This is a genomic window from Rhizobium sp. LjRoot254 (assembly GCF_964254105.1).
Taxonomy (GTDB): Bacteria; Pseudomonadota; Alphaproteobacteria; order Rhizobiales; family Rhizobiaceae; genus Rhizobium_E.
The window spans coordinates 1,102,009-1,117,252 of the sequence record NZ_CAXUSM020000001.1 but is presented as its reverse complement, the minus strand read 5'-3'; the positions used below and the strand labels follow the sequence as shown (position 1 = coordinate 1,117,252).

At 59.8% G+C, this 15,244-nt stretch carries 11 protein-coding genes and 1 pseudogene; 6 read left to right on the top strand and 6 right to left on the bottom strand.

Going from position 1 to position 15,244, the window contains the following annotated elements; genetic code table 11:
• Positions 1 to 180 precede the first annotated feature (180 nt).
• Both ettA and ACSQ26_RS05520 read right to left on the bottom strand, forming a co-directional pair.
• On the bottom strand, positions 181 to 1,833 hold the full coding sequence (ettA, locus tag ACSQ26_RS05525) for an energy-dependent translational throttle protein EttA (protein ID WP_436007065.1): 1,653 nt from the start codon (positions 1,831 to 1,833) through the stop codon (positions 181 to 183).
• A 110-nt stretch (positions 1,834 to 1,943) separates the two neighbouring features.
• Positions 1,944 to 2,630 carry a ribonuclease T2 family protein gene (locus ACSQ26_RS05520; RefSeq protein WP_436007063.1) on the bottom strand — a complete coding sequence of 229 codons (687 nt, stop codon included), beginning with the start codon at positions 2,628 to 2,630 and terminating at the stop codon, positions 1,944 to 1,946.
• A 303-nt stretch (positions 2,631 to 2,933) separates the two neighbouring features.
• On the opposite strand from ACSQ26_RS05520, the gene ACSQ26_RS05515 reads away from it, so the two are divergent.
• The 4 genes from ACSQ26_RS05515 (at position 2,934) to ACSQ26_RS05500 (ending at position 7,448) form a co-directional block, all read left to right on the top strand.
• A complete protein-coding gene (locus ACSQ26_RS05515) occupies positions 2,934 to 3,866 on the top strand; it encodes an alpha/beta fold hydrolase (RefSeq protein ID WP_436007061.1) in 933 nt (310 codons plus the stop codon).
• Between the two features lie 17 nt (positions 3,867 to 3,883).
• Positions 3,884 to 4,816 carry a DMT family transporter gene (locus ACSQ26_RS05510; protein WP_436007059.1) on the top strand — a complete coding sequence of 311 codons (933 nt, stop codon included), beginning with the start codon at positions 3,884 to 3,886 and terminating at the stop codon, positions 4,814 to 4,816.
• A 118-nt stretch (positions 4,817 to 4,934) separates the two neighbouring features.
• Positions 4,935 to 5,720, top strand: a complete 786-nt coding sequence (locus ACSQ26_RS05505; RefSeq protein WP_436007057.1) for a TerC family protein — start codon at positions 4,935 to 4,937, stop codon at positions 5,718 to 5,720.
• 57 nt (positions 5,721 to 5,777) lie between these two features.
• Entirely contained in the window at positions 5,778 to 7,448 is a 1,671-nt protein-coding gene (locus ACSQ26_RS05500; RefSeq protein WP_436007055.1) for a thiamine pyrophosphate-binding protein, read from the top strand.
• 57 nt (positions 7,449 to 7,505) lie between these two features.
• Here ACSQ26_RS05500 and ACSQ26_RS05495 read toward each other — a convergent pair whose 3' ends face one another.
• The 4 genes and pseudogenes from ACSQ26_RS05495 to ACSQ26_RS05480 all read right to left on the bottom strand — a co-directional run bounded on the left by ACSQ26_RS05495 (position 7,506) and on the right by ACSQ26_RS05480 (position 11,890).
• The gene (locus ACSQ26_RS05495; protein WP_436007053.1) at positions 7,506 to 8,402 is read right to left on the bottom strand and encodes a calcium-binding protein; all 897 of its coding nucleotides are present in this window, start codon (positions 8,400 to 8,402) and stop codon (positions 7,506 to 7,508) included.
• A gap of 232 nt (positions 8,403 to 8,634) precedes the next feature.
• A pseudogene (locus tag ACSQ26_RS05490) lies at positions 8,635 to 10,491 on the bottom strand (methyl-accepting chemotaxis protein); the annotation flags it as partial.
• 170 nt (positions 10,492 to 10,661) lie between these two features.
• A complete protein-coding gene (locus ACSQ26_RS05485; protein ID WP_436007051.1) occupies positions 10,662 to 10,994 on the bottom strand; it encodes a TIGR01244 family sulfur transferase in 333 nt (110 codons plus the stop codon).
• Between the two features lie 59 nt (positions 10,995 to 11,053).
• Positions 11,054 to 11,890 (bottom strand): DUF4432 family protein, encoded by an 837-nt coding sequence (locus tag ACSQ26_RS05480; protein WP_436007049.1) that lies wholly within the window; start codon positions 11,888 to 11,890, stop codon positions 11,054 to 11,056.
• A gap of 195 nt (positions 11,891 to 12,085) precedes the next feature.
• On the opposite strand from ACSQ26_RS05480, the gene ACSQ26_RS05475 reads away from it, so the two are divergent.
• Both ACSQ26_RS05475 and ACSQ26_RS05470 read left to right on the top strand, forming a co-directional pair.
• Positions 12,086 to 13,537: a L,D-transpeptidase gene (locus ACSQ26_RS05475; RefSeq protein ID WP_436007047.1), complete on the top strand. Its 1,452-nt coding sequence runs from the start codon at positions 12,086 to 12,088 to the stop codon at positions 13,535 to 13,537.
• A gap of 308 nt (positions 13,538 to 13,845) precedes the next feature.
• Positions 13,846 to 15,225, top strand: a complete 1,380-nt coding sequence (locus ACSQ26_RS05470; RefSeq protein WP_436007045.1) for an aminotransferase class I/II-fold pyridoxal phosphate-dependent enzyme — start codon at positions 13,846 to 13,848, stop codon at positions 15,223 to 15,225.
• The last annotated feature ends 19 nt before the right edge of the window (positions 15,226 to 15,244 follow it).

The following is a 15,244-nucleotide window of genomic DNA, read 5'->3' as shown; positions in this document are numbered from 1 at the left end:
CACGGGCCGCCCGACCCCTGCAACACGGCGCTCCAAAGTCAGACGATCAAAGACAACTGATCCCCTCCCTGCGCCAAGCCCGGTGTCCTCCAGCACCGGGTTTGTCGTTCTTGGTGCAAAAAAAGCGCCCGCCGGTCCAGACCAGCGGGCGCCTGCATGCAAAGGGTGCGAGCGATGTCGTCAGCGCGTCAGGCGCCTGTGCGCCACACGCTTCTGGCTGTTGAGCGATCCGTTTTCCTCGCGGCGCGCCTTGTCATTCTCATAGTCCTCGAAATTGCCCTCGAACCATTCGACATGGCCATCGCCCTCGAAGGCGAGCATATGGGTGGCGAGACGGTCGAGGAACATGCGATCGTGGCTGATGATGACGGCGCAACCGGCGTAGTTCTCGAGTGCATCCTCCAGCGCCCCCAGCGTCTCGGTATCGAGGTCGTTGGTCGGTTCGTCGAGCAGCAGGACATTGCCGCCCGACTTCAGCATCTTGGCGAGATGGACGCGGTTGCGCTGACCGCCCGACAGCGTTCCCACCTTCTGCTGCTGGTCCGCGCCCTTGAAATTGAAGGCGCCACAATAGGCGCGCGAGTTCATTTCGAACTTGCCGAGCTTGACGATGTCGGTGCCGCCGGAAATCTCTTCCCAGACATTCTTGTCGGCGGCCAGCGCATCGCGGCTCTGATCGACATAGGAGAGCTTCACCGTGTCGCCGATGCGGATGCTGCCCGAATCGGGAGTTTCCTGGCCGGTAATCATGCGAAACAGCGTCGATTTGCCGGCGCCGTTCGGTCCGATGACGCCGACAATGCCGCCAGGCGGCAGCTTGAAGCTCAGGTCATCGATCAAGGTCGTACCATCATATCCCTTGCTGATGCCCTCGATTTCGATAACCACGCCGCCGAGCCGTTCCGCGATCGGAATGACGATCTGCGCGTCACTAGGACGACGACCGGCCGCTGCCTCCACCAACTCGTCATACGCCTTGATACGCGCCTTGGACTTCGTCTGGCGGGCCTTGGGGCTGGACTTGATCCAGTCCTTTTCGCGTGAAACCGCCTTCTCGCGCGAGGCCTCTTCGCGGCCTTCCTGTGCCAGGCGTTTGGCCTTCTTCTCAAGATAGGCCGTGTAGTTGCCCTCATAGGGAATGCCGCGGCCACGGTCGAGTTCAAGGATCCAGCCGGTAACATTGTCAAGGAAGTAGCGATCGTGGGTGATCATCACGACCGAACCCTGATAGTCGCGCAGATGCTTTTCCAGCCAGACGATGGTCTCGGCGTCGAGATGGTTGGTCGGTTCGTCGAGCAGCAACAGGTCGGGCTTGGACAGCAGCAGCTTGCAGAGTGCGACGCGGCGCTTTTCACCACCCGATAGGCTGGTCACCTCGCTATCGGCAGGCGGGCATCCGAGTGCCGCCATGGCCATCTCGACCTGTGAATCCAGATCCCAGAGATTCTGGCTGTCGATGACATCTTGGAGTTTGGCGCCCTCGTCGGCGGTCTCGTCGGAATAGTTCATCATCAATTCGTTGTAGCGCTCGAGGATGGCGGTCTTGTCGGCCACGCCTTCCATGACGTTTTCGCGAACAGTCTTGGTTCCATCGAGCTGCGGCTCCTGCGGCAGATAGCCGAGCGTCGCGCCTTCCGACAGCCAGGCCTCACCCTGCCACTCCTTGTCGAGACCGGCCATGATCTTGAGCACGGTCGACTTACCGGCGCCGTTCGGGCCGAGGATACCGATCTTGGCATCCGGGTAGAAGGAGAGGTTGACATTCTCCAGAATTTTCTTGGCGCCGTAAGCTTTGGTGAGCTCCGACATGTGATAGATATATTGGCGAGCCATATGCTTGGATTCCTCGAAAGACGGATCTGATGGAGATTTTGTCCGTCTTTATGCGATTAATCCCCGGGGAGCAATCACGTTGAAGGCCCGCGAACGGGCCTTCGCGTAATTTACTGCAGTCCCGCTTCGTCTACCACGCCCTCGGCACAGCCGAACTTGGTCTTGCCGGCAGCAGTGATCAAAGATGCGAGATCATCCGTTCCGTCGCCCAGTTCGCCGAGACCGATGGTCAACCCCGTGATGATCCGGCGATCGCCATCCTTGCGGCACCGCATCTTCACCTTGTCGCCGGCACCCGCGCCGAACGCAGCCTCGAAGGCCGCCTTCACCTTGACTTCATCAAGCGCAGCCCCAAGGTTGTCCTCGAACAACGACTGAACTTCCGACCTATTGAGCGCCGCGAGCAGCTTGAGTGCCTTGCCGTAATATTCGTCCGCCACGTAGCCCGAGCAGGTGCCATGTTTGATCCACTGGTGGCGGTCGAAACCAGAGGCAACGCCTGGCATCGCCTTCGCGAGTTCAAGCTGGACGCCTTCATCAAGGGAAAGCTCCGGCATGTCGAGCCAGTTCTTCTTCTTGTCCTGTTCCTTGACCGCACCATCGACACCACAATAGGTCTTGCGCGATTTCCAAAGGCCGTTGAGCGAAAAAAGCCGCGCGTCCACGCGGTCGGCGGTCTGGCCGGTACACTCAGGGGTTTTGGGGCTCGTTTCGCAGAAGCCCGGCTGCCATGAGACACCGAGGATCAGCTTGGTTTTCGCCCTCTCGGGGTCGCTCGATTTCCGCTCTTTGCTCACTGGCGACACCATTTCCGCCGATTTCGCCGCAAAAGGCAAGGAAAGTATACATAAAATCGTCAAAAACATGCCAAATCTAGTCAAGAATGCGCCATTCCCTGCCCTTGTAAACATCGCAATCTCCTAATGCGAACGTGAACATAACGCGTACATTCTAAATACATATAGGGGATAAATTCAAGCCGGATTCTGCTTGCAACCGAATCTTTCTGCAACCGAAGTGCAACCTATTGACGAAGCTTGCTTTTTTCGATGCCTGCATTCAGATAGCGAGCCAGTATATTCGAAAGGCGTATTCGACGCATGACTTATCAACATGCATTCACGCTGGATAGCCCGACCGGGGCGAAGATCGGTGCGCGCCACGAGCCGGCGCACGGCGCCGCCAGGGCGATCTTCCTGCTCAGCCACGGCCTCGCAGAGCATTCCCTCCGCTATATCGAGTTGGCCGAATTCCTAGCCGCGCGCGGCTACCATGTCTACGGCTTCGACCATCGCGGCCACGGCCTGACCAACGCGCCGGACGCCGAACTGGGGCGGTTTGCCAAACGCGACGGTGAGGCAAAAGTACTCGCCGATCTGAAGACCGTGAGAGAACATGCCGAGGCCCGGCATTCCGATTTGCCGGTCATTCTCTTCGGCCATTCGATGGGTGGCGTGATTGCAGCGCGGGCCGCCGAGGTTGAGCCGCAGGCGTATCGGGGCCTCTGTGTCTGGAATTCCCAGCTCAATCCGGGGCTTGCCGGGCAAGCGGGCCTGCTGCTCGTCAAAGCCGAGCAGTTCTTCAAGGGGTCGGATGTGCCGAGCTTCTTCGGCCAGCGGCTGGTGCTCGATCCATGGGCGAAGGCGATCGCTGGCGCACAGACTGAGTTCGATTGGCTGAGCCATGACGAACGGGAAGTGGACAAATATATCGCCGATCCACTCTGCGGCTTTGCCTGTTCGGTCTCACTTTGGATCGATCTTCTCGATATGTCGATCAGCGCCGGCCGGGATCGGAATCTCGCGCGGCTGCCGAAAACGCTCGCGATAAATCTGGTCGGAGGCGGCGAGGATCCGGCCACTGAAAACGGTCGTGCGATGGAATGGCTGTCGGCGCGGTTGAAGCGCTCTGGCATCACAAATGTTCATTTGACCATCTATCCCGGCATGCGGCACGAGACGCTGAACGAACATGGCCGCGACGATGCGATGAAGGCGCTCGCGGACTGGGCGGATGGTGTGGTGGCGGCATAGAGTGTGATGGAATGACCATGGATACGGCGCCCCGCGCCTGGCACGACTGGCTGACGGGATCGGGCATCGCGCTGATGGTCGCCTCCGTTCTCATCGCGCCGATGATCGACATCTTTTCCAAGCTGGCGACCGCGACGGCACCGGTGGCGGAGATCACCGCGGGCCGTTTCGTCGTCCAGGCGGCACTGATGCTGCCCTTTGCACTCGCGCGTGGCCGGTTGTTCAGCCGGTCACTGAAGCATGCGATGTTTCATGTCCTGCGCGGCGTGATCCTCACCATCGGCATGATCGCTTTCGTGCTGGCGCTCAAGAGCATGCCGGTGGCAGATGCGATCGCGATCTTCTTTGTCGAGCCAGCCATCCTCACCCTGATGAGCGGCATTTTCTTGGCGGAGCACATCGGCTGGCAGAAGGTCGCCGCCTGCGCGGCAGGCTTTGCCGGATCGCTGCTGGTCATCCAGCCGAGCTTTGCCGAATTCGGCCTCATCTCGCTGCTCCCCGTCATCACCGCCATCACGGTTGCCACGTTCATCCTCCTCACGCGCATGCTGTCGCAAGTGGAAGATCCATGGTCGATGCAGTTCCAGTCGAGTTTCTGGGCGCTCTGCACCTGCATCGTCATTCTTGTGCTGGGCGAAGGCAGCGGGTCCGACATCTTCGATCCTGTCGTGCCGAATCTCACGACGACGATCTATATCGCCGGCGTCGGCGTGGCAGCCACGGTTTCCGGCATTCTCGGCGCCTATGCCTATCGCGCCGCGCCGGCCTCGGTCCTGGCGCCGCTGCAATATCTGGAAATCGTCTCCGCCGCGACCGCCGCCTATCTGGTTTTCGGAGATTTCCCGGATGCGCTGAAGTGGCTCGGCATCTTCATCATCATCGGTTCGGGCGTGTTCATCATCTTCAGGGGTGTGGACAAGACGCCGCCTGGCCCGGAAACAGCGATCTGAGCCGGAATTCCGACATGGCCGCTTGCGCGCCGACGGGCTGAAACGCTATCAGCGAGAAGACAAGTCGGGCGAGCGAGCGCTCAGCCCTTAGAATCCGCCAGAACCAGACGGAGACACCATGTTCGAAAGTCTTTTCACAGTCGATGCGCTCGTTACCTTCCTCATATTGACCGCGCTCGAAACCGTGCTCGGTTTCGACAATCTGCTCTATATCTCGATCGAAGCGAAAAAGGTCGATCCGGCGCGGGAAGCCTGGGTCCGCCGCACCGGCATCGTGCTGGCGATCGGGTTGCGTGTCGTGCTGCTCTTCGTCGTGCTGCAACTGATCTCGCTGTTCCAGGCGCCTTTCCTCGCATTCCATCATGACTGGTTCAACATTTCGATGAGCGGCCACGCGCTGATCGTGCTGCTCGGCGGCGTGTTCCTGATCTATACGGCGATCAAGGAAATCTTCCACATGATCGGCAGCCATGATCTCGAACATGGCGCGAATGCCGCGCCCCGGCGCACCGTCGCGACCGCGATCATCTGGATCCTGATCATGAACATCGTCTTCTCTTTCGATACGGTGCTGTCAGCCGTCGCGCTGACCAAGAACTTCATCGTCATGACGGCAGCGATCCTGGTGTCGGGCGTGCTGATGGTGGTGATGGCCGATACGGTCGCCAACTTCCTCAAGAAGAACCGCATGTATGAGGTTCTCGGCCTCTTCGTGCTGCTGCTGGTCGGCTATATGCTGATGTCGGAAGGCGGCCATCTCGCCCACCTCACCTTCTTCGGCTTCCCAGTCGAGCCGATGGCCAAGTCCACTTTCTACTTCGTGCTGTTCACGCTGGTGATCGTCGAAGTCATCCAGAGCCGCTATCAGAAGAAGATTCTTCAGGAAAACGACAAGCAGCTTTGACGCTGCGACAACGAAAGGGTGCGCGGGTAAGCGCGCCTCAAGAAAAGAAGACGGGATATGACAGACACGAATCTAAGAACCGGCGGTCAGTTGATCGTCGAGGCGCTTGCTGCAAACGGCGTCAAACGCGTTTCCTGTGTGCCGGGCGAGAGCTTCCTCGCCGTGCTCGACGCGCTGCATGACAGCGATATCGAAGTGATGGTCTGCCGCCAGGAAGGCGGCGCGGCGATGATGGCGGATTGCTGGGGCAGGCTCACCGGCGAGCCCGGCATCTGTTTCGTCACCCGAGGTCCTGGCGCGACAAATGCCAGCGCCGGTCTTCACATCGCCCGACAGGATTCGGTGCCGATGATCCTGTTCATCGGCCAGGTGCAGCGCGATGCGCGGGAGCGCGAAGCGTTCCAGGAGGTCGAATATCGCCGTGCCTTCACCGAATTCGCCAAATGGGTCGTGGATGTCGACGACGCGGCCCGCCTCCCCGAGATCATGAGCCGCGCTTTCGCCGTCGCCACATCCGGCCGGCCGGGTCCGGTCGTCATCGCGCTGCCGGAGGACATGCTGCGAGACCAAGTTCCGGCACCCGCCGCCCGGCCCTACATGCCGGTCGCGACCCATCCGGGTCCGTCGCAGATCGCCGAGCTCGGCGCTCTGCTGGAAAAGGCGAAAAAGCCGCTGGTCATTCTCGGCGGCACCCGCTGGACGGAACAATCCGTGGCGGATTTCACCGCCTTCGCCGAGCGCTGGAAGCTGCCCGTCACCTGCTCCTTCCGTCGCCAGATGCTGTTCGACCACCTGCACCCGAATTATGCTGGCGATGTCGGCATCGGCATCAACCCGGCGCTGGCGAAGGAAGTGACGGACGCCGACCTTCTGATCCTTCTCGGTGCCCGCCTCGGCGAAATGCCGTCTTCGGGCTACACGCTGCTCGACATTCCCTATCCCAGCCAGACGCTGGTGCATGTCCATGCCGATGCCTCCGAACTCGGCCGCGTCTACCGTCCGGACCTGGCGATCAATGCGGATTCGACGAGCCTGGTGGCCGCACTCGCGGACCTCAGCCCCAAAGCAGAACCCGCCTGGGCCGGTCGCGCCGAAGCCTTGCACAAGGCCTATATCGACTGGTCGACCCCGCCGTCGTCGGGACCCGGCAATGTCCATATGGGCCCAATCATGGAATGGCTCGAGGCCAACCTGCCCGACACCGCGATCATGACCAACGGCGCCGGCAACTACGCCACCTGGCTGCACCGCTTCCACCGCTTCCGCAAGTTCGCGACCCAGGCGGCACCGACATCGGGTTCGATGGGCTACGGCCTGCCGGCGGCCGTGGCGGCCAAAGCGCTGCACCCCGATCGCGAGGTCGTCTGCTTTGCCGGCGACGGCTGCTTCATGATGCACGGCCAGGAATTCGCCACCGCCGTGCGTTATAACCTGCCGATCATCACGCTGGTGATCAACAACGGCATCTACGGCACGATCCGCATGCACCAGGAGCGCGACTATCCCGGCCGGGTCAGCGGCACAGGACTCACAAATCCTGATTTCGCCGAATATGCCCGTGCCTTCGGTGGCCATGGCGAGACGGTCGAAAAGACAGAGGATTTCGCCGAAGCCTATCTGCGCGCCCGCGCCAGCGGCAAACCATCGATCATCGAGATCACGCTTGACCCTGAAGCGATCACGCCGACACGGACACTGACCCAGATCCGGGAAGCCGCGCAAAAGTAACGGCAAAGGCGATGGATGCTGTTTGAGCATCCATCGCCGCTGTCGTTAGCGGGTTGTTCAGAGCTGGAAATCACTTTCCTGCAAGCTGGTCATCGTCTCGTCGTTGAACCTGACCATGATGTCGAGGTCAGCAGCCCCGCCATCGGTGTTCATGAACACGCGTTGAAAGCCGTTGTTGACCGAGCCGAGCCAGAGCGTTCCGGCCTGCTGGCTCGGACCATCGACGAAATCGAAGTTCTGGTTGCCGCTCTGGGTTGACTTGGCATCAACCGGCGTCAGCACGATCAGGTCGCCCTCCGTCCGGCTGAAATCGGCGATCAGGTCGGCGTGGCCGAAGACGAAATCGTTGACGTGGTCGAAGACGAAGGTGTCGGCGCCGCTGTTGCCATACATCTTGTCGGACCGGCCGCCGCCATGGATTTCGTCATTGCCGGAGCCGCCATAGAGGTAGTCGCCACCCTGTTGGCTGGTGGGGCTGCCATCATGATCGCCAAACAGTTTGTCGTTGCCGACACCACCGAAGATGATGTCGAGGCCAGCGCTGCCGAATAGATCGTCGTTGCCGCTGCCGCCCGAGATCTCGTCGGTACCGAAGCCACCCTCGATCGTATCGTTGCCCGAACCGCCCGAAAGCTTGTCGTTGCCGTCGAAGCCGATCAGATTGTCGCTGCCGGACCCACCGGTGACAGTATCATCGCCGCGGCCAGCGAAAACGAAGTCGTCGCCCGAACCGGTGAATATCCTGTCATTTCCAGTGCCGAACAGTTGAATCGTGTCGTCACCACCCTGCGCATTGATGCGAAGCGAAGTACTGGTGTTCTGGGCGAGGTTGTTGGATGAAGATCCAAGATTAGAGTAGCCTGTTCGCGCCACGTCCTGAAGCAACTCCGATTGAAACTCGCGAAAAAGCTCGAGATTTGGCGCCTGTATGATTTCCAAGTTGATGCTGCGCATTGCCGTATCCTCTGGTTTGATTGGACTCTAGGCGTTATGCCTAAGATGAATTCACCAGAAATAGGACGGGACGGCTGTTCCCGTGGATACAGGCCGCAAAAAACTTGCGAATAAATCGCGCGGCTCATCCGTTCTCGCCGCTTCAAATGAAACGCCCGCGGTTTCCCGCGGGCGCTTGCCTGAAAATCCTGCCGGATCACGCGGCGCGGCGAACCGCCGTGCCGTTGTGAACCTCGCCCAGTTCGAAGCGGGCGATGAGGTCGACCAATCGGTCGGCTTCGGTTGCGAGCTTCAACGTCGCGGCCGAGGTCTCCTCGACCATCGCCGCGTTCTGCTGCGTGACCTGGTCGATCTGGTTGACCGCCTGGTTGATCTCGTTGAGGCTGATTGCCTGTTCCTTCGCGGAATCCGCGATCGAATGGATGTGGCTGTTGATGGTGAAGACGCGGGTTTCGATATCCGAAAGCGCCGAGCCCGTCGCCTGAACCAGTTTCACGCCGGCCTGCACCTCAACGCCTGATTTGGTGATCAACGCCTTGATGTCCTTCGCGGCATTGGCCGAGCGCTGCGCGAGTTCGCGGACTTCCTGGGCGACAACCGCAAAGCCCTTCCCCGCGTCGCCTGCGCGGGCCGCTTCGACGCCGGCGTTGAGCGCCAGGAGATTGGTCTGGAAGGCGATCTCGTCGATGACGTTGATGATCTGGCTGATTTCCTGCGAAGCCTGTTCGATCCGTCCCATCGCGGAGATCGCATCGCCCACCACCTTGCCGGCCTGGCTGGCATTGTCCTTGGCATCCGTCACCATCTTGGCGGCTTCCTGCGCCTTCTGCGTGGCATTGCGCACCACGCCGGTGATTTCCTGCAGTGCGGCCGAAGTCTCTTCGAGTGCCGCTGCCTGCTGTTCAGTGCGGCGCGACAGGTCGTTGGTCGAGTTGCCGAGTTCGTTGATATTGCCGTTGATCGAGTCCGAGGTGTTGAGCACTTCCTTGATCGTGAGCTTCAGGCTGTCCATCGTACCGTTCACATTGACCTGAAGTTCGGCAAAGGCACCCTGATAGTTGCCTTCCATCGAACGTGTCAGCTTGCTCTCGGCGAGGTGCGCCATGACGGCACGCATCTCGTTGATGCCGGCATCGACGCTGGCGAGCAGCTGGTCGACATTGTTGGCGAAGCGATTGAGATTGGCATCGCCGAAATCCCTCGATATGCGCTTGGAGAAATCTCCGCCCGCTGCCGCCCCGACGACAACGGCCATGCGTGCCTGAAGATCGTCGCTGCGCGCGCGGCCCTCGGCTTCCTTTTCGTTCAACTGCTGCACGGCGAGACCGTTTTCCTTGAACACGCCGACCGCCTCGGCCATCTGGCCGATCTCATCCTTGCGTCCCATGAAGGGCACGTCGATATCGAACCTGCCCTCGGCGACATTGCGGATCGTCTCGGTGATACGCAGGATCGGCCGAGACAGATGCGACCGCGCGATATAGACGCCAAACCCGGCGCCGGCAGCCAGACCGAAGGCTGTCATCGCGGTGACGAGCAGGAAGATCGACTGCTTGAAGGCGGCGAGATCAGTCTCGACTGCGGTCAGCTGCGCCTGGTCCTCCGCGACCACTGCGTCGATCTCCTTCTGGAAAGCCTTGCGGTTGGCGCGGTTCGCATCGTTATTGCCCTGTTCGCTGGCGGCGGCGGGGTTCACTTCGGTGCCAAGACGCGCCGTCTCGGTGCGGAACGTCTTGAATTCGGCGGAACGGGCGAGAAGGTTGTCGAAGCTCGCCTTCTGTTCGCTTGCCACGAGCGGCGTCCAGGCCGCGAGCACCTTGTCCATTTCGCCCAGATTCTCAACCAGGCCGCCTGCGAATTTCTTCGCGCCTTCAACGTTCTTCGCGCCGTAGATGCCACGCGATTCCATCACGACAGCGGTGACATAGCGGTTCAGGCGCTCGCCGAGATAGGCGCGGTCGGCGGCCAGTTTGTATTCGGTGAGGCGCGCGCTGTACTCGCTGACCGCGTAGAGCGCGGTCGCCCCGATAAAGAGCGCCGAGAGGCACATAATGCCGACCAGGCTGTAGATTTTACCGCTAATTTTCAAGGGGATGCACTCCGGTGGGGTCAGATGCCGGAACAGGCATCAGCTTCCCCCAAGGATAGGCAACCAGGGTTAACGAAAACCTGCTTAGAAACCCCTAATATTTATAAATTTTGCGGGAAAATCGGTTGATTTACGGAGATTTCGCTCTTCAAACGAGCAATTCTGAAAAATCAGCGGAGATGCAGCGTCTGCTGATAGATAATCGTCGAACGATTGCCGGACCGGCAATAACCCAGCATCGGCTTGGGCATTTCGTCCAGCGCATCGACCATGGCATGCACGGCGTCGGGCGTGGGCGGCCCGCTGACGGGAATATGGCGGGTCTCCAGCCCGAGAGATGTGGCCTTTGCAGCGATCTCCGCGAAATCAGGCTGGCCGGGATCTTCGTCATCGGGCCGATGGCAGACAACCGACTTGAAGCCCATCTCCTTGATCCTGTCGAGATCCTCGAGCGCAATCTGCGCGGTGACGGCGTATTCGTCGTTGATAGGCCGGATGTCCATGGCAAAATCCATATTGTCGAGAAGAATAATCTACTAAATACGCACGCGCCCGCCGTCAATCACTGGAACGCGAAACTGAGCCGGTATGTCATGAACTCACCGGGCGCCAGCGTCGGCATGAGGCCTTCGCTTTCCAGTTCGGCCCGCGTCTTCCACGGATGCGAGACCGGCTCGATGCCGAGAACATGAGCAGGCGAGGCCTGGTTGCGCCACATCTGGAGATAGGGGATCGTGTCGGTAGCGAAACGCACATTGAGATATTTGCCGCCGATGGCCTCGATCGGCCCCAGCACGAGGCGGGCGAACTCGTCCCCGGCCTCCGCTTCCGCGGGAACGCAAAACACGTGCATGTCCTCGTCGCCGAACATCCAGCCGATCTCGCCATTCTCGAACATGCTGCCCTTGAGCTTGGTGTCGTCGTCGAAAAGATGGGCGCCGATATTCATGTGATACATCAGCATGGGCGGAAACGGCTGGCTGCCGATATTGGTGAGCCGGTCGACCAGCATGACCTCACCCGTCGCGCCATCCATCCGCCATGTGCGCAGGATTTCGGCTTCGCCCCCTTGCGCCATGCGAACCGTCACCCGCGCGATGATCTCCTCGCTCTTTTCGACGATATTGTGTGCGATGACCTCGGCCTTGGTCGCCGCCATCGAGCCATGCAGGGGATATTTCCGGCCGCCCGAGCCTGCGATCGGTTCGGGATGGCGGATATGGTCGGGTCCGCAGGTAAACAGGAAGCCGCCGACGGCATGCAGGATGCGGGGATCCCCGTCATCGGGCACGGCCCTGCCCGGCGACAGCTCGATTCCATCGATCCGGCAGGAGCCGATGTCCAATGCCGATCCCAGATCGAGCTGCAATTCGGGGCCGGCGCCCACGTGAAATCTCATTTTTGCCCCCGTTTACGGATTCGGAATGGGAACATAACGCAGAAGAATCTGTTCGTCTCTCGACTGCGTGGCAAAATTCTTGGCCTGACCGATTTTTTACCGGTTGTTCACCATGGGTTTAGAAATTCCACAATAGAGTCAAAATTGACGTGCTTGGCTCACCCCAAGAAACCAACCCTGTTCCGATTGCGTCCGATGATGAAAAAGAAACTGCTGATCACCTCCCTGCTTGCGGCCACGCTGATGGCCACGGCAGCCTATGGCCAGGATTATTCGGGTGACGACCCCAACAACACCGTGCTGGTGACGCCGGAAGGCGACCTGCTGGAATATGTGCCCGATGCCGCCGACGTCATCGTCAAACGCAACGGCAAGGGCCAGAAGGTCCTCATCGACCACTATGGGAACATCGTCGCCACGGAAATCCCGGCCGGCCGCTACATCAATCGCCTGGAGCGCCGCGCTGACAATTTCGGCAGCGGAGACGCGCCGCGCTACAACGACACGCTTCCCGGGTTCGAAGACTACGGCACCAATGATGCACGTTCGACGCAGGAATCGATGAACGATCCGGACTTCTTCCCGCAGCGTCCGGGGGATGATGACGGCGCTGGCAACATCACGGGCGCGGTTCCCGAGGACGAACTCCAGAAGCAGCAACCGTTCGACGACCAGGCGCTTCCGAGCGACGGCATCCAGAACGACAATATGAACCAGCAGGATCTCGCGGCGATCGATCCCAACCAAGACATCATCGAGGAAAAGCCTCAGATCGAGCCGGACATCACACTGACCGGCAAAAAGTCCAAGTTCGAGATCACGGCGCTGCAGGTGTTCCTCGATCGCGAAGGCGCCTCACCGGGCGTCATCGACGGCAAGATGGGATCGAATGTCTCCAAGGCGATCCGTTCATATGAGAAGATCACCGGCGAGACGCTCGACCCGAACGACAGCGAAGACATCCTGACCCGGCTCGGCTTCAACGGCGGGCTGCCGGTCATGACCTACGAGATCACCTCGGCCGATGCCGCCGGCCCCTATGTCGCGTCGATCCCCGAGGATTATGCGAACAAGGCCGCCCTGCCCTCCATGGCCTTTACCTCGGTCACCGAAGCGCTGGCCGAGAAGTTCCACATGGACGAGGCCTATCTCAAGGAACTCAATCCCGGCGTCGATTTCACCATGCCGGGCACGCAGATCAAGGTCATCAACCCGGGCACCAACCGGAGTGGCGCCGTCGCCCGCATCGTGGCCGACAAGGCGCGCAAACAGCTCTTCGCCTATGACGAAGCGGGACAGTTGATTGCCTCCTACCCCGCCTCGATCGGCTCGAACGACACGCCTTCGCCGTCGGGAATCCACACCGTGGCCCGGGTCGCCTTCGACCCGAACTATACTTACAATCCCAAGATCAATTTCCAGCAGGGCAACAATACAAAAGTCCTGACAATTCCGCCCGGACCGAACGGTCCGGTGGGCACTGTTTGGATCGCGCTGGACAAACCAACCTATGGTATACATGGGACACCCGATCCATCGCGCATCGGTCGTTCACAGAGTCATGGTTGCGTACGCCTGACCAATTGGGACGCAAGAGAACTCGCCAAGATGGTGAAGTCGGGTGTGACCGTCGAATTTATCGACTAAACCCTACCGTTAATTGTCTCACTGAGCAAAATATATCGCAACCAATGCAACTTGCGGGAATCATTGAAAAGTTTCCGCAAAGCGCGTTTCCGTGCGTGCATCGTCGTTAACCAGTTGTTAAGGTTAATTCTAAGCTAACGCGTGTTTCACCGCGACACATTGATTCAATTGGTTGACTAAAATTTATCCTTTGTTAATCTTTTTAAACGCTTAGGGCCGTTTGTTCAGAAACGAAGAAAATAGGGGATCTTCGGAATTCGCAAATAGGCTTCAAGCGGATCATGCAATTCATGCGGCGGATAAAATTCATGGCAATGTTTGAAGACATACCCGACCAGTTAAGGACTAGTCTTCCTGCGGTTGAAAAACATACCTATCCTGTCAATCTACTTGAACGCTGGGAGCAGGCGGGTGTTTGGTGGCAGGAACGCGTGCAACATAAGATCGATCCCTACCAGAAATACTCAACAACACGCGTCGGAAATTTTATCGAGGGCGCCCACCGGGACGGAACACCCTTTCAGGGTCACAACTTCGCAAGCCAGGATTATCTCTCGCTTGCATCCCATCCTGATCTCATTAAGGCCGCGATCAAGGCGATCGAGACCTACGGCCTTCACAGTGCAGGTTCGGCGGCCCTGATGGGCAACACTGCCCTCTCGGTGGAGCTCGAACAGCGGCTCCAGAAGTTCCTCGGCTATGACGACGTCGTGGTCTTCCCGATCGGCTGGGCGGCCGGCTACGGCGCCGTCAAGACGCTGGTGAAGCCGCAGGATCATGTCGTCATCGACATTCTGGCACATGCCTGCCTGCAGGAAGCGGCGCGCGACGCGACTGAGAACGTGCATGTCCATTCACATATGAATGTGAAGGCAGTCGAGAGCCGTCTGGCTCGCATCCGGCGCGAGGATGAGACCTGCGGCATCCTCGTCGTCACAGAGACGCTCTTCTCGATGGATAGCGACGTCCCCGATCTCGCTGCCCTGCAGGCGATCTGCACCCAATACAATGCCACGCTCCTCGTCGACTGCGCCCATGACCTCGGCTCATCAGGCCCGACAGGCCGCGGCAAGCTCGAAGACTTCGATCTCGTCGGCAAGGTCGACGTCCTTGTCGGTGCCTTCTCGAAGAGCTTCGCCTCGATGGGCGGCTTCGTCGCCACCAACAACAAGGGCTTCCGCTTCGGCCTGCGTGGTCAGTGCGGCCCCTCCACCTTCACCAATGCTATGTCGCCGATCCAGGCTGCGACGATCCTGGCCGCGCTCGATATCGTCGAGGGTGAGGAAGGCAAACAGCGTCGCGACAAGCTCATGGCGAATTCACTGCGCCTTCGGGCAGGCCTTGAAGAGGCCGGCTTCGAAGTTCTCGGCAAGCCGAGTGCCGTGGTGCCCATGCTGATCGGCGATGTTCTGCTGGCACGGCTGATGACGCGCTATGCGGTGGATTTCGGTGGCATCGTCAACCTCGTCGAACATCCGGCGGTGGCGCGCAACGCCTGCCGTTGGCGCCTGCAGGTCATGGCGGACCATACCGAAGAACAGATCGACGCCATGGTGGTCATCGCCGAAAAGGCACGTGAAATGGCCGAAATGCATGTCGAATGGCTTTCCGCCAACGACAATCTGGGCGTCGACCGTACGGCCGTTCCCGATGTGGCCACCGGCAAGCTCGCCGCAGCAGCGGAATAGGGTCTGAGAATATCTGCTG

Bases quoted from the DNA above. Each gene is read 5' to 3' on its own strand.
- ettA (WP_436007065.1), bottom strand. From the start codon at position 1,833: ATGGCTCGCCAATATATCTATCACATGTCGGAGCTCACCAAAGCTTAC.
- ACSQ26_RS05515 (WP_436007061.1), top strand. From the start codon at position 2,934: ATGACTTATCAACATGCATTCACGCTGGATAGCCCGACCGGGGCGAAG.
- ACSQ26_RS05510 (WP_436007059.1), top strand. From the start codon at position 3,884: ATGGATACGGCGCCCCGCGCCTGGCACGACTGGCTGACGGGATCGGGC.
- ACSQ26_RS05505 (WP_436007057.1), top strand. From the start codon at position 4,935: ATGTTCGAAAGTCTTTTCACAGTCGATGCGCTCGTTACCTTCCTCATA.
- ACSQ26_RS05500 (WP_436007055.1), top strand. From the start codon at position 5,778: ATGACAGACACGAATCTAAGAACCGGCGGTCAGTTGATCGTCGAGGCG.
- ACSQ26_RS05495 (WP_436007053.1), bottom strand. From the start codon at position 8,402: ATGCGCAGCATCAACTTGGAAATCATACAGGCGCCAAATCTCGAGCTT.
- ACSQ26_RS05485 (WP_436007051.1), bottom strand. From the start codon at position 10,994: ATGGACATCCGGCCTATCAACGACGAATACGCCGTCACCGCGCAGATT.
- ACSQ26_RS05480 (WP_436007049.1), bottom strand. From the start codon at position 11,890: ATGAGATTTCACGTGGGCGCCGGCCCCGAATTGCAGCTCGATCTGGGA.
- ACSQ26_RS05475 (WP_436007047.1), top strand. From the start codon at position 12,086: ATGATGAAAAAGAAACTGCTGATCACCTCCCTGCTTGCGGCCACGCTG.
- ACSQ26_RS05470 (WP_436007045.1), top strand. From the start codon at position 13,846: ATGGCAATGTTTGAAGACATACCCGACCAGTTAAGGACTAGTCTTCCT.